The sequence below is a fragment of the Amycolatopsis circi genome (genome assembly GCF_003385235.1).
GTDB classification, from domain to species: domain Bacteria; phylum Actinomycetota; class Actinomycetes; order Mycobacteriales; family Pseudonocardiaceae; genus Amycolatopsis; species Amycolatopsis circi.
The window spans coordinates 43855-55518 of sequence record NZ_PQIA01000053.1; the positions used below are offsets into that span (position 1 = coordinate 43855).

The window sequence follows — 11664 nt, forward strand, 5'->3', positions numbered from 1 at the left end:
ACGGTTAGAACCGTGATCAACACTCACGACCCGAAGTAGTGCTCCTCCGCCAGATCTTCAAGCAGCCCAGGCTGTTCCGGCTTCCAGCCAAGCAGTTCACGCGTGCGCGCGGCGGACGTCGGCGCGTCCATCTGCACCATCGGCGCCAGGAACGCGAAGTGCGCCGGAGCTTCCTCCGGCGTGATGGACTTCGCCGGGACACCGAGCCGCGCGCCGATCGTCTCGGCGATCTGCCGGAGCGAGAGGGCTTCGTCGCCGACCGCGTGCAGTACGACCCCGGCCGGGGCACTCTCCAATGCCAGCCGGTAGAGCCGAGCCGCGTCGAGCGTGTGGCCCGCGGACCAGCGGTTCGCCCCTTCGCCGACGTACGGCGACACCCCGGCCGCGCGGGCGAAACGGATCATGGTCGGAACGAAACCGTGCTTGTCGAGCGAGCTGTGCACCGACGGCGGCAGCCGCACGACTGACGACCGGACGCCGCGATCGGCGAGCCCGAGCACGTAGTTCTCCGCGTCGACCCGCGGACCGCTGGGAAGCCGGTCGTCCTCGACGGCAGTGCGGCCGAGCCCGGCGAACATCAGGGTTCCGGAGGTCGCGACCAGTGGTTTCCCGGTGCCGGCGAGGGCTTCGCCGAGTGCCTTCAGCGCGGTGAGATCCGCGTCGGCAGCTCCGGCCAGCTCGCCGCGGGCCATCAGGTCGTGCTTGAACGCCAGGTGCACGACGCCGTCCGCCTCGGCGGCCGCCGCGCGCAAGCCGTCGAGGTCGTCGAGGTCGCCGCGCCGCACCTGCGCGCCGCGTTCGGCGAGCGTCGCGGCGGAGGCGTCCGACCGGGCGAGGCCGACCACCTCGTGCCCGGCGGCGAGCAGTTCAGGGACGAGAGCCGAGCCGACGTGCCCGCTGGCTCCGGTGACGAAAACCCGCATGGGCCTTCCTTTCACTGTTGATGACACCTAGTGCCATCACAGTACGCCTGATGTCATCCGGTGTCATCACCTAGACTGGACGGCATGGGCCGCTGGGAACCGAACGCACGCCAACGCTTGGAGCGGGCCGCGCTCGACCTGTTCACCGAACGCGGCTACGACCAGACCACGGTCGCCGAAATCGCCGAACGCGCCGGTCTCACGAAACGGACCTTCTTCCGCTATTTCGCCGACAAACGGGAAGTGCTGTTCGGTGGGCAGGAGGAACTGACCCGGCTGTTCTCCGAAGGCATCGCCGGGACGCCAGCGGACGCGACGCCGTTCGAAGCGGTCGGCGGGGCATTGGATGCCGTCGCCGCGGTTTTCACCGGCGAGCGGCTTGCTCCGGCCCGGCAACGGCAGCCGGTCGTGGCGGCGAACAGCGACCTGCTGGAGCGCGAATTGCTCAAGCGCACCAAGCTGGTCGCGGCCATGCACGACGCGCTCGCCGCGCACGGAGTCGGCGAACCGACCGCGACCGTCGCGGCCGAATTGGGCTGCCTCGCGTTCGGCATGGCTTTCCACCGCTGGATCGAGGCGGGAAATCGGCGGGAGTTCGGCGCGCTGGCGGGCGAAGCGCTCGACGAATTGCGCACCGCGACCGCGGCCCTCGGTTAAGAAAGCAGCGACTTCGCCAACGCCAGCCACGCCGTCCAGCACCTGCCACGGCGCAAGCCACGACTCCGCAGCCCACTCGTCGTACACCGCGGCATAGCGCTGCTGCAGCGAATCGTCCGACCCCGCCCGGCGCACTGCCCACTAGGTCAAGGCAGGAAATCGGCGCGCTGGCCGTCGAAGCGCTCGATGGATTGCGGCCAGCGACCGCAGCCTTGGGTTAAGAAAGCAGCGACTTCGCCAACGTCGGCAAGTCAACCCCAGCCACGCCGTCCAGCACATGCCACGGCGCGAGCCACGACTCCGCGGCCAACTCGTCGTATACCGCGGCACAACGCTGCTGCAGCGAATCGTCCGACTCGAACGCGTCACGCACCCTCGCCGCATCCGACTCCGCACGGCGCACTGCCCGCTCGGCAGCGACCTCCGGGCTCACCCGCAGCAGCAGATGCGCGTCCGGCCGCGGCAAGCCGAACCGCGTCACCTCGAGGTCCCAAACCCACTGCACCACAGCGCCATCCGCGTGCTCGCGCAGGCGCGCGGCGGCGTACGCGGCGTTCGAGGCGACGTAGCGGTCCAGCAGGACCACGTCGTTGGCCGCGAGCAGTTCGCGGATCTCGTCGGCGGCGCCGCTGCGGTCGAGGGCGTAAAGCATCGCCATCCCGTATACCGAATCGGCGAGGTCGCCGTGCCCGCGATGCAGCGCTTCCCGCACCAGGTCGGCATGCACGCTGCGGCCATAACGCGGGAAGTCGAGACTGCCCACGCTCGCGCCAGCGTCCTTCAGCGCAGCAGTCAGCCCCTCGGACAGCGTGCGCTTGCCCGCGCCGTCCAGACCTTCGATTACGACCAGTCGCCCCACGCCGTCGAAGATACTTGGTGGCGTGCTCAGGCCGTCTCGCGGCGCGCTCGGACGTAGCCGAAGTAACCCACCGGCACCGCGACCAGCAGCCCGGCGAGGCACAGCAGCGGAATCCAGTCGTCGCTGTGCGGCTGCGCGGGCGTGCTTTGGCCGTCCCGGGGGACGACCTCGCTGCGCGGCACGGCCGTAAGGTGGGCGTTGCCGGTGTCGGCGGGCTGCGCCGCGCCCGCGCCCGGTGCCGACACCGGCAACGCCAGGCCCGTGAACGCTACGAGAAGCAGCAAGCGTCCGACGTGCCTTCGGCAAGTGGTCGAGGACCGCCGGACCCGCCCGGCAGTGCTCCCCACGTGATTCGGTTTCCCCAAGCCCATGACGCACCTCCCGCCTAGACGTGGCCAGTGGTGGTCACAACGGTGAACCGGTCGATCACGCCGAGCAAGATGCCTGTCCGGCGACGGGGGTGTTCCGGGTCGGCGGTGGAACACGGAACGGTTACCCTTCCGTGGCCAAGCACACCAAACGGGGGCCGGACCCGTTACCGCGCGCTGCTAACGTGAACGTTCCGCGGCATTCACGCCCAGCGCGCGGGCGGCGTTGAAGGGACAGCGGTGGCACGAGACGGGGATGGCCCACTGATCATGGAACCTGGCCGGCGCGGCGCGAGTGAACTGCCGCCCGAGCTCGGCGAAGCACTGCGATCCGGAGAATTCCACCAGGCGCTGCGGCTCGCGATCGCCCATCGCGGCCTGTCGCTCGCCCGGCTGCGGGCGCACCTCGCGCTCCGCGGCGTCCACATCGGACAGTCGACGCTGAGCTACTGGCAGCGCGGGCTGCGCCAGCCCGAGGTGCCGAAGGCGCTGCCCGCGGTCCGCGCGCTGGAGTCGGTGCTCCAGCTGCCGGCGGACTCGCTGGTGGTGCTGATCGGCCCGCGCACGGCGCGGCCGCGCGGGCACCAGGCGGCGGCGTCGTTCCACGACCTGCGCTCGGGCGAGATGGGCGCGATCGTCGAGCAGCTGATGAGCGACCTCGGCGCGCCGCCGACGTCCCGGCAGTCGAATTCCGACCTGGAAATGCTGTCGGTGCACGACCAGATCACCATCGACGAACAGCAGCACCAGGTGAAATTCCGGACCCGGCTGGTCACCCGCGCGCGGCGGCACGGCCCGGACCGGTACGTGGCCGTCTACAACGGCGACCCCGGCTGCCGGATCGACGACGTCGAGCTGATCACCGCGGAAGGCTGCCGCGTCGGCCGGATCCGCAGGCACCCGGCCCGCGAGACGATGGCGACGGAGCTGCTTTTCGACCGGAAGCTCGCCGAGGGCGAGATCCACGTTTTCTGCTTCGAAATCCACGACAATTCCGCCGTGACGTTCCCCGGGTATTACCGGATGCTGCGCGACCAGTGCGCGAGCTATCTGCTGCAACTGCAGTTCGCGCCGAGCGCGATGCCCGCCCGGATCACGCGCGAAGTCCGCGCCCGCGACGACGCCCTGCCGGTCGAGGCGGAGGAATTGCCGTGCGACACCGGCGGCGTGACGAGCGGGTATTTCCGCGACACCGGACCGGGGCTGGCCGGCATCGCGGTGGAATGGAACTGAGCTTTATCGGCTCTTCGCAAATGAGGGTGCGGCCCTGAGCTTGTCGGGCCCTTTGGCGGCGGCCGGTCTCAGTCGCCGGCGGACGCCCCTGGTCCCGTCACGGCGTACCGGGTGGCGATGGTGCGGACGGCCTCGTCGACTACCTGGGCGACGCGTTCGGCGCTCACCTCCCAGTCCGGCACCAGGAGTGTCGGCCAGAAGACGTAGTTGGAGATCATGCCCAGGAACTGGGTGGCCGCGAGGTCCACGTCCTCGACCCGCACCGTTCCCGCCTCGTGCTCAGCCAGAAGATAGCTGCGCACGGACTCGAAGTAGGGCATCTTCCCGCGCGAGAACTGCGCATGGGCCAGTTCGGGGAATCGCGGCAGCTCCGCGATGACGATCCGGAACAGGTCGGTCATCTGGGGCCGGCTCAGCAACTGGGCATAACGGCGTCCGATGGCGCTGAGCCCGTCGACGACGTTGCCCGCCGGCGGAGGTTCCTCCTCGTCAGCGGTCGACCATGACTCGGTGACGATGGCGTCGAACAGGGCAGCCTTGCTCGGAAACTGCTTGAACAAGGTGGCCCGCGAAACGCCCGAATGCTCCGCGATCCGCGCCAGCGACGTCCGGTCGTAGCCCAGCTCGAGAAACAGCGCGGTCGCGGCCGTCACGATCAGCGCGCGCTTTTCCTGGGCGACGCGCTGGTGATACGTCGGCACAACCCTGCTCATGGGCTGAGGCTACGAGGTGAGTGGCTTGACTCGCCACTGCCGCCGCCCTAGCGTTGGGGTGGTGAGTCGATCGGCTCACCACTCACGTACCGAAGGAACATTCGATGTCCCGCTTCGACAACCAGACCGTGCTCGTGACCGGTGGAGCCGGCGGCCAGGGCTCGAGCCACGTACGCGCCTTTCACGCGGAGGGCGCGAACGTGGTGATCGGCGGCATCGACGCGCAACGCGGCACCGCTCTCGCCGACGAACTCGGACCCCGCGCTCGCTTCGCCCTCCTTGACGTCACCGACGAAAGTTCGTGGTCCGCCGCCGTGCTAGCCGCCGAGAGCGCTTTCGGCGCCCTGAACGTGCTCGTCAACAACGCGGGCGTGCAGAATCCGCCAGCAACAATCGAGAACACGGACCAGGCCACGTGGTCGCGCATCCTCGACATCAACCTCACCGGGATCTTCCTCGGCATCAAGATCGCGACCCCCGCTCTTCGCCGCGCGGCAGGGGGAGCCATCGTCAACGTCGCCTCGATCATGGGCCTGAGCGGCACGGCGCACTACGCGCCGTACGTCGCCAGCAAGTGGGCCGTGCGAGGCCTGACCCAAACCGCAGCGCTCGAACTCGGCCGCGACCACATTCGCGTGAACACCATCCACCCTGGCGTGATCTCGACCCCCTTCATCCACGAACCAGCGGCCGGTGCCACCGCGGCGATCGCCGACTTCTACTCACCCGAGCCGTTCGCCGTCCCCCGGCTCGGGGAACCGGCCGACGTCACCCGGCTTCTCCTGTTCCTCGCGTCATCGGACGCGTCGTTCATCACCGGGTCGGAGTACGTCATCGACGGCGGACTCCTCCTCGGCCCCGCCCTCCAGGCCCAGACCGCATGAGCGCTCCAGGCACGAACGACTCCGCACGGGACGCATCGCTATCCCACCTGCCCGACCACGTCCGGCGAGCCATCGAGATCACCCGCGCCGCGGGCACCGGAGAACGGATCATCGACATCACGACGCTGGGGCGCCGCACCGGCCGGCCACGCCGCATCGAGATCTTCTTCTACCGAGCCGCAGGTGCCACCTACCTGTGCAGCGGTGCCGGCGGTGCCGCGACCGACTGGCATGCGAATCTCCTCGCCAATCCCGACTTCACCTTCCACCTCAAGAACGGGATTCGCGCGGATCTGGCGGCACGGGCCACGCCGGTCACCGACCCAGCCGAACGTCAGGCCGTGCTGGCGGAGATCGTCGCGGATCTCAATCAGCCCCACGATCCCGGCACCATCCGGCCGACCCGGCTCGAAGACTGGGCTGGGAGTCGGCTGATGCGCATCAGCTTCCGCCATCGACCGTGATCCCCGTGCGCGAAGCCACCGCCGGTGAGCGCACCAATGTGTTCGCCCGCGACCGCCCTCCGCGGCTCAGCACTCGGATTCCGCGACCTCACCGACTACATCGCCAGAAGCCTGCTCGAGATTGGCGGGTTCAGTGCACGACTACAGCAGCAACCGTGTTTTACCCGTCCACCCGCTCCGGCGTGCCCTTGGTGATCCGGACCAGTTCGTCGAACGTCGTCGGGAAGACGGCGTTCGGCGTCCCGGCCGCGGCCCACACCTCGGAGTACTGCCGCAACGCCTCGTCGACCACCGTCTCCAGCGGCACCGGATGCCCGACCGGCGAGACCCCGCCGATCACCTGCCCGGTCGCCACCCGCACCTCGTCCGGCTTGGCCCGGCGGATCCGGCCGCGCCCGAGCTTCGCGGCGAGCGCGTTGACGTCCACCCGATGCGCGCCACTGGTCAAGACCAGCAGCGGGGCGTCGTCGGCCAGGAAGACCAGACTGTTCGCGATCGCGCCGACCGGACAACCGAGCGCTTCCGCCGCCTCAGCCGCCGTCCGCGTGGACTGCGGGAGAGCCCGCGCCTGACCAGCGACGCCTGCCGCGTCCAGCGCGTCCTGCACGTTTCGCATTGCCGACATCCGCACACCTCCAGCTGTTCTGTAAACAGAACACTAGACTAGGCCGAGTGTCGACGTCACCCGCCCCGGACGGCCGCGCGCTCGCCGCGGCGGTCGGTACCCGCATCCGGACGCTGCGCACCCGCGCGGGCGTCGGCCTGACCACGCTCGCCGCCGACAGCGGCCTCGGCAAGGGAACGCTGTCGGAGCTGGAAAACGGTCGCCGCAACCCGACGCTGGACACGTTGTTCGCCATCGCCACCGCGCTGTCGATCCCGTTGAGCGACTTGCTCTTCGGCGACGACGGCGTAGCGGAAGCTCACGGCGACAGCGTGGCCGCGACCCTGCTCGGCCGCTGGGAGGACCCGGACGGCATGACCGAGGTGTACCGGCTGACGATCCACGAGCGGGTTCAGGTGTCGCATCCGCACAGCGCGGGGGTGCGGGAAGTCCTGACGGTGCTGACCGGAACGGCGGAGGTGGGACCGGTTGATGCGCCGGTGACGGTTTCCGCAGCGGGGACGCATACGTTTATCGCGGAAACGGACCATGTTTATCGCGGAATTGGCGGACCAGCTACGGCGGTGTTGACGATGCGGTATCCGCGTTAGCGGACGAGAAGCCCATTGGCTTTTGCCGCATCGCGACCGCTAGGTAAAGCACATCGAGTGCGCGAAGGGAATAGTTCTCGACGGCTAAGCGCTGCACGGCGCGAAAACGCGCAAGGCCGGAGGAATCACACCTAACGTCGAAGACAGCTCGTAGCATCGAACTGATCGAGAAACTCCCGCGCCTCCTGGATGCGTCCGGACCGCTTGGCCGCCGCCATCGCGCTGGCGAACTCGAAGCGGGTCAGCTCACTCGCAGGGACTCGGTTCCGATCGCTCGCCAGCAGGTCGCGCGGCTCAGCGTGCTCAGGCTCGTCAGCGAAGAACACACGCACGACCGCACTCGCATCGGCGTAGCAGACAGTCACCATTCGCCCCGCGACCAGTTGAGCACCTCGCTGATCGACGTGCCCCCACCAGCCGAACGTCGCCCCAGGTATCACATGTTTTCAATTGCAGACAAAAGCCGCCCCAGAACGCATTCCGGGGCGGCTTCAGCGTCAACGATCAGTAACGGTAGTGCTCCGACTTGAACGGGCCCTCGACGTCCACGTCGATGTATTCCGCCTGTTCCTTCGACAGCTTCGTCAGCTCGCCGCCCAGCGCCTCGAGGTGGATCCGCGCGACCTTTTCGTCCAGCTTCTTCGGGAGGCGGTAGACCTCCTTGTCGTACTCCTCGGTCTTTGTGAAGAGTTCGACCTGCGCGATGACCTGGTTCGCGAAGCTGTTCGACATCACGAAGCTCGGGTGCCCGGTCGCGTTGCCCAGGTTCAGCAGTCGCCCCTCGGACAGCACAAGAATGCTCTTGCCGTCCGGGAAGACCCACTCGTCGACCTGCGGCTTGATGTTCACGCGCCGCACGCCGGGGTAGCGGGCGAGACCGGCCATGTCGAGTTCGTTGTCGAAGTGGCCGATGTTGCCGACGATCGCCTGGTGCTTCATCCGCGCCATGTGCTCGACCATCACCACGTTCTTGTTTCCGGTGGTGGTGACGTAGATGTCGCCCTCGTCCAGCACCGTCTCCAGGCGCTTGACCTCGTAGCCGTCCATCATCGCCTGCAGCGCGCAGATCGGGTCGATCTCGGTGATGATCACCCGGGCGCCCTGGCCGCGCAGCGATTCCGCCGCGCCCTTGCCGACGTCGCCGTAGCCGCAGACCACCGCGACCTTGCCGCCGATCAGCACGTCGGTGCCGCGGTTGATGCCGTCGATCAGCGAGTGCCGGATGCCGTAGCGGTTGTCGAACTTCGACTTCGTCACCGAGTCGTTGACGTTGATCGCCGGGAACAGCAGTTCGCCCGCGGCCGCCAGCTGATACAGCCGCAGCACGCCGGTGGTGGTCTCCTCGGTGACGCCCTTGACGCTCTGCCCGATGGCGGTCCACTTACCGGAGTCCGCCCCTGCGCTCGCAATCGAAGCACGCAGCAGTTCGAGGAAGACCTTCCACTCCTCCGGGTCCTCGTCGTCGGCGGTCGGGACCACGCCGGCCTTCTCGTACTCGGTGCCCTTGTGCACCAGCATGGTGGCGTCGCCGCCGTCGTCGAGGATCATGTTCGGGCCTTCGCCCTCCCACGTGAGCATCCGCTCAGTGCACCACCAGTATTCCTCGAGCGTCTCGCCCTTCCACGCGAACACCGGGACGCCCTTGGGCTCCTCGGCGGTGCCGTGCGGCCCGACGACGACCGCGGCCGCGGCGTGGTCCTGCGTGGAGAAGATGTTGCACGAAGCCCAGCGCACCTCCGCGCCGAGCGCCACCAGCGTCTCGATCAGCACCGCGGTCTGCACGGTCATGTGCAGCGACCCGGCGATCCGCGCCCCGCGCAGCGGGTAAACCTCAGCGTATTCGCGACGCAGCGCCATCAGGCCGGGCATCTCGTGCTCGGCGAGCCGGATCTCCTTCCGGCCGAACTCGGCGGCCTCGAGATCGGCGACGGCGAATTCGAGGCCGCCCCGGGTGTCGTGCCGCTTGACAACGCTTTCGGGGGTCATAGTGCGGTTCCTCCAAGGTTTGATGGCACCTGAACAGTACCGTTGTCGGCTCGACCCTGACTCGAACGGATGAGGAGAGAATCACCGTGCCCGCCCCGCTCCCCGGCCCTGACACCCGCATCGTCGAAATGAGGGTGTCCGGACTCGTGGGCACGAGCGGCGAGACGCTCCTCGACACGGTCCAGACCGTCGACGTCGCCGGCGACGAACTCGGCCGAGTGGTGCGCCCGGCCGACCGGCTGCGGCGTCCGGCACCCGGTCCGGTGGTGCCCGCGCTCGGCCGGTCGATCCCGCGCACCGTCGAAGGCTACCTGTGGAGCGGCATGACGTCCGGCGGCGTCGCGAAGGCCGCCTGGGCGCTGCTGTTCCCGTTCTCGCTGGCGAACGTCGCGTTCTGGATGCTGCCGCCAGTGCACCGCGGCCGCTGGCTCGGCGGCCTGTGCCGCGGCCTGCTGCGGATCGCCGCGGTGCTGCTCACCATGCTGCTGGTCAGCCAGATCGCGGCGGCCGTGCTGGACCTCGTCGCGACGCAATGCCTCGCACCCGGGCGAGCCTGTCTGACCTGGGTGACCCCGGAGCTGCGCAAGGGCCCGCTGCGGATCGGCGTCGGCGTGGCCGTGCTGCTCGCGCTGGTCTACGCGCTGCACCGGATCTCGTCCACGAACTGGCGAGTGCGCCCGCCCGATCATCCCGGCCGCCAAGGCGTCCCGATGCGATTGCGAGCAGATCCGGAAGCGCCCGGAATGTCCGCAACACACGCGGTTGCCGCACTCGCCTGCATTGCCTTGTTATTGCTGGGCGGCCCATTCCACGTGCCGACGAAAATCCCGCAATTGATCGCGTGGATCTGCACCCTCGCCCTGGTCCTCGCGGTCCTCATCGGAGGCGCGATCGGCAGCGACACCGGTGCCATCGCCCGCCGAAGCCTGATCACCTTCGCGACACTGCTGGTCATCTTCGCCGCCGTGCTGGCCAAACCGGTCGACGACCGGCTCCCCGGAGTCGACAACACCGTCGAAGGCCTCGGCGGCTCTCTGCTCGTCGTCACCCTGCTCTTCGCGCTCGCGCTGATCCCGTCGGCACTGCTGGCGCGCTCCGTCTGGCGAGACCGCCCACGCCGACTCCGGCCATGGCTAGGAGGCTGGGCCGCAGCCCCCGTCCTCGCACTCGCCGGACTCCTCGGCGGCGGTTTCGGCGCCGGACTCGCGATTGCCGTCCGAAAGCTGCTCCGCGCTGAAAAGCTCACCCTGCCCACGACCTACGACCTGGTCACCGTCCTGTGGGGCGGCGGACTAGGCCTGATGGCGCTACTGGCCGTTGCGGGCTACGCCATCGCCGTCCCCCTGCGCCGCCGCCGACGCGGCGTACCGCCCATCGTCGAACTGATGGAACACGACGACCAGCAAGAACAAGACGCCGCCAAGGCTTGGGCACGTTCCGCATGGGAACGCCGTCACCTGCACCACCTGACGCTGATCGTCGCGCTGGCCCTGTGCGTCGGCGCGATCGCGCTACTGGTCGTACGGTTCGGCTTCAACCTGCAGCCCAACTGGTTCACCACAGTCTCGGCGATCGGCGTATTCGCGCTGGGCGCTCTAGCCGCCGGTCTGCTGAGAGTGGTCTACTCCGCAGCCCGCTCCCCTCAACGGAGCCGACACTTAGGCGCCCTAGCGGATCTCGTCTCCTTCTGGCCGCGCGCCGCACACCCCGGCGTGCCGCCCTGCTACGCGCTCAAAGTCGTCCCGGAACTGGCAGACCGGGTCAAGGAACACCTAGCCGAACCCGGCACCCGAGTCGTGTTGTCGGGCCTGAACCTGGGCAGCATCCTCACAGTTCTGACCGCCGCCCAACTGTGCGCCGAACTCCCTCCGAACGAACGCGACCGAGTCGGCCTCCTCACCGCCGGCTCCCCCCTGCAATGGGGCTACCAACGCGCTTTCCCCGCAGTCCTGCCGCAGGATTCCTTGGCCGAACTGTTCTCCTCACTGGACGGCCGGTGGCGCGCACTATGCCGAGGAACAGACATCTTCGGCGGCGGCGTAACGACCTGGCGCCACCAAACGAGCAGCGGCCACCTCCTGGGCGAGGGCTACCTCCCGGAAGGCAAATGGGGAGCCCTGGAAGCAACTCCCGACGACGCAGGAGTCCTGGTCCTGGGCGGCGACCACTGGGTCCCAGACCCCCTGCGCTCCCCCGACGGCCGCCACCGATGGGCCCCCGGAGTCCTCAAACACACTGAGTACTTGGCCGACCCCGAGTGGGACAACGCAGTCGCGATGGCCGCAGGCCTAGGCCGCCCCAACTCCCGCGCCCTAGGCGAACAGGGTTCCCTCTTCGGCGACCTACCCCGCCCCCGCTAGCC

12 protein-coding genes and 1 pseudogene are annotated in these 11664 nt (G+C 68.7%); 6 read left to right on the plus strand and 7 right to left on the minus strand.

Going from position 1 to position 11664, the window contains the following annotated elements:
* Positions 1 to 23: 23 nt before the first annotated feature.
* A complete protein-coding gene (locus tag D0D37_RS22785; protein WP_116202592.1) occupies positions 24 to 923 on the minus strand; it encodes an SDR family oxidoreductase in 900 nt (299 codons plus the stop codon).
* An 84-nt stretch (positions 924 to 1007) separates the two neighbouring features.
* Between D0D37_RS22785 and D0D37_RS22790 the strand changes: the two genes are divergently transcribed.
* Positions 1008 to 1580 (plus strand): TetR family transcriptional regulator, encoded by a 573-nt coding sequence (locus D0D37_RS22790; RefSeq protein ID WP_116202593.1) that lies wholly within the window; start codon positions 1008 to 1010, stop codon positions 1578 to 1580.
* Between the two features lie 18 nt (positions 1581 to 1598).
* Here D0D37_RS22790 and D0D37_RS49000 read toward each other — a convergent pair.
* The 3 genes and pseudogenes from D0D37_RS49000 to D0D37_RS22805 all read right to left on the minus strand — a co-directional run.
* Positions 1599 to 1700 (minus strand): annotated as a pseudogene (locus D0D37_RS49000) (dTMP kinase); the annotation flags it as partial.
* 97 nt (positions 1701 to 1797) lie between these two features.
* Positions 1798 to 2439 (minus strand): dTMP kinase, encoded by a 642-nt coding sequence (locus D0D37_RS22800; protein WP_116202594.1) that lies wholly within the window; start codon positions 2437 to 2439, stop codon positions 1798 to 1800.
* Positions 2440 to 2465: 26 nt separating this feature from the next.
* Positions 2466 to 2723, minus strand: coding sequence for a hypothetical protein (locus tag D0D37_RS22805; protein ID WP_244223628.1), 258 nt, complete (start codon positions 2721 to 2723; stop codon positions 2466 to 2468).
* A 354-nt stretch (positions 2724 to 3077) separates the two neighbouring features.
* On the opposite strand from D0D37_RS22805, the gene D0D37_RS22810 reads away from it, so the two are divergent.
* Positions 3078 to 4040 carry a hypothetical protein gene (locus tag D0D37_RS22810; RefSeq protein WP_425266965.1) on the plus strand — a complete coding sequence of 321 codons (963 nt, stop codon included), beginning with the start codon at positions 3078 to 3080 and terminating at the stop codon, positions 4038 to 4040.
* A gap of 68 nt (positions 4041 to 4108) precedes the next feature.
* Here the strand turns inward: D0D37_RS22810 and D0D37_RS22815 are convergent, their stop codons facing one another.
* Positions 4109 to 4753 carry a TetR/AcrR family transcriptional regulator gene (locus tag D0D37_RS22815; protein WP_116202597.1) on the minus strand — a complete coding sequence of 215 codons (645 nt, stop codon included), beginning with the start codon at positions 4751 to 4753 and terminating at the stop codon, positions 4109 to 4111.
* A gap of 104 nt (positions 4754 to 4857) precedes the next feature.
* Between D0D37_RS22815 and D0D37_RS22820 the strand changes: the two genes are divergently transcribed.
* Both D0D37_RS22820 and D0D37_RS22825 read left to right on the plus strand, forming a co-directional pair.
* Positions 4858 to 5637, plus strand: coding sequence for a glucose 1-dehydrogenase (locus tag D0D37_RS22820; protein ID WP_116202598.1), 780 nt, complete (start codon positions 4858 to 4860; stop codon positions 5635 to 5637).
* Positions 5634 to 6101, plus strand: coding sequence for a nitroreductase/quinone reductase family protein (locus D0D37_RS22825; protein ID WP_116202599.1), 468 nt, complete (start codon positions 5634 to 5636; stop codon positions 6099 to 6101). The genes D0D37_RS22820 and D0D37_RS22825 overlap by 4 nt, the downstream gene beginning before the upstream one ends.
* 160 nt (positions 6102 to 6261) lie before the next feature.
* Here D0D37_RS22825 and D0D37_RS22830 read toward each other — a convergent pair whose 3' ends face one another.
* Positions 6262 to 6726 carry a YbaK/EbsC family protein gene (locus D0D37_RS22830; RefSeq protein WP_116202600.1) on the minus strand — a complete coding sequence of 155 codons (465 nt, stop codon included), beginning with the start codon at positions 6724 to 6726 and terminating at the stop codon, positions 6262 to 6264.
* A 47-nt stretch (positions 6727 to 6773) separates the two neighbouring features.
* Between D0D37_RS22830 and D0D37_RS22835 the strand changes: the two genes are divergently transcribed.
* On the plus strand, positions 6774 to 7316 hold the full coding sequence (locus tag D0D37_RS22835; protein ID WP_116202601.1) for a helix-turn-helix domain-containing protein: 543 nt from the start codon (positions 6774 to 6776) through the stop codon (positions 7314 to 7316).
* A gap of 504 nt (positions 7317 to 7820) precedes the next feature.
* On the opposite strand, the gene ahcY is transcribed toward D0D37_RS22835, so the two are convergent.
* Positions 7821 to 9302, minus strand: coding sequence for an adenosylhomocysteinase (gene ahcY, locus D0D37_RS22845; RefSeq protein WP_116202603.1), 1482 nt, complete (start codon positions 9300 to 9302; stop codon positions 7821 to 7823).
* Positions 9303 to 9430: 128 nt separating this feature from the next.
* On the opposite strand from ahcY, the gene D0D37_RS22850 reads away from it, so the two are divergent.
* The gene (locus D0D37_RS22850) at positions 9431 to 11662 is read left to right on the plus strand and encodes a hypothetical protein (protein WP_116202609.1); all 2232 of its coding nucleotides are present in this window, start codon (positions 9431 to 9433) and stop codon (positions 11660 to 11662) included.
* The last annotated feature ends 2 nt before the right edge of the window (positions 11663 to 11664 follow it).

Bases quoted from the DNA above. Each gene is read 5' to 3' on its own strand.
- D0D37_RS22850 (WP_116202609.1), top strand. From the start codon at position 9,431: ATGAGGGTGTCCGGACTCGTGGGCACGAGCGGCGAGACGCTCCTCGAC.
- ahcY (WP_116202603.1), bottom strand. From the start codon at position 9,302: ATGACCCCCGAAAGCGTTGTCAAGCGGCACGACACCCGGGGCGGCCTC.
- D0D37_RS22830 (WP_116202600.1), bottom strand. From the start codon at position 6,726: ATGTCGGCAATGCGAAACGTGCAGGACGCGCTGGACGCGGCAGGCGTC.
- D0D37_RS22810 (WP_425266965.1), top strand. From the start codon at position 3,078: ATGGAACCTGGCCGGCGCGGCGCGAGTGAACTGCCGCCCGAGCTCGGC.
- D0D37_RS22815 (WP_116202597.1), bottom strand. From the start codon at position 4,753: ATGAGCAGGGTTGTGCCGACGTATCACCAGCGCGTCGCCCAGGAAAAG.
- D0D37_RS22790 (WP_116202593.1), top strand. From the start codon at position 1,008: ATGGGCCGCTGGGAACCGAACGCACGCCAACGCTTGGAGCGGGCCGCG.
- D0D37_RS22820 (WP_116202598.1), top strand. From the start codon at position 4,858: ATGTCCCGCTTCGACAACCAGACCGTGCTCGTGACCGGTGGAGCCGGC.
- D0D37_RS22825 (WP_116202599.1), top strand. From the start codon at position 5,634: ATGAGCGCTCCAGGCACGAACGACTCCGCACGGGACGCATCGCTATCC.
- D0D37_RS22785 (WP_116202592.1), bottom strand. From the start codon at position 923: ATGCGGGTTTTCGTCACCGGAGCCAGCGGGCACGTCGGCTCGGCTCTC.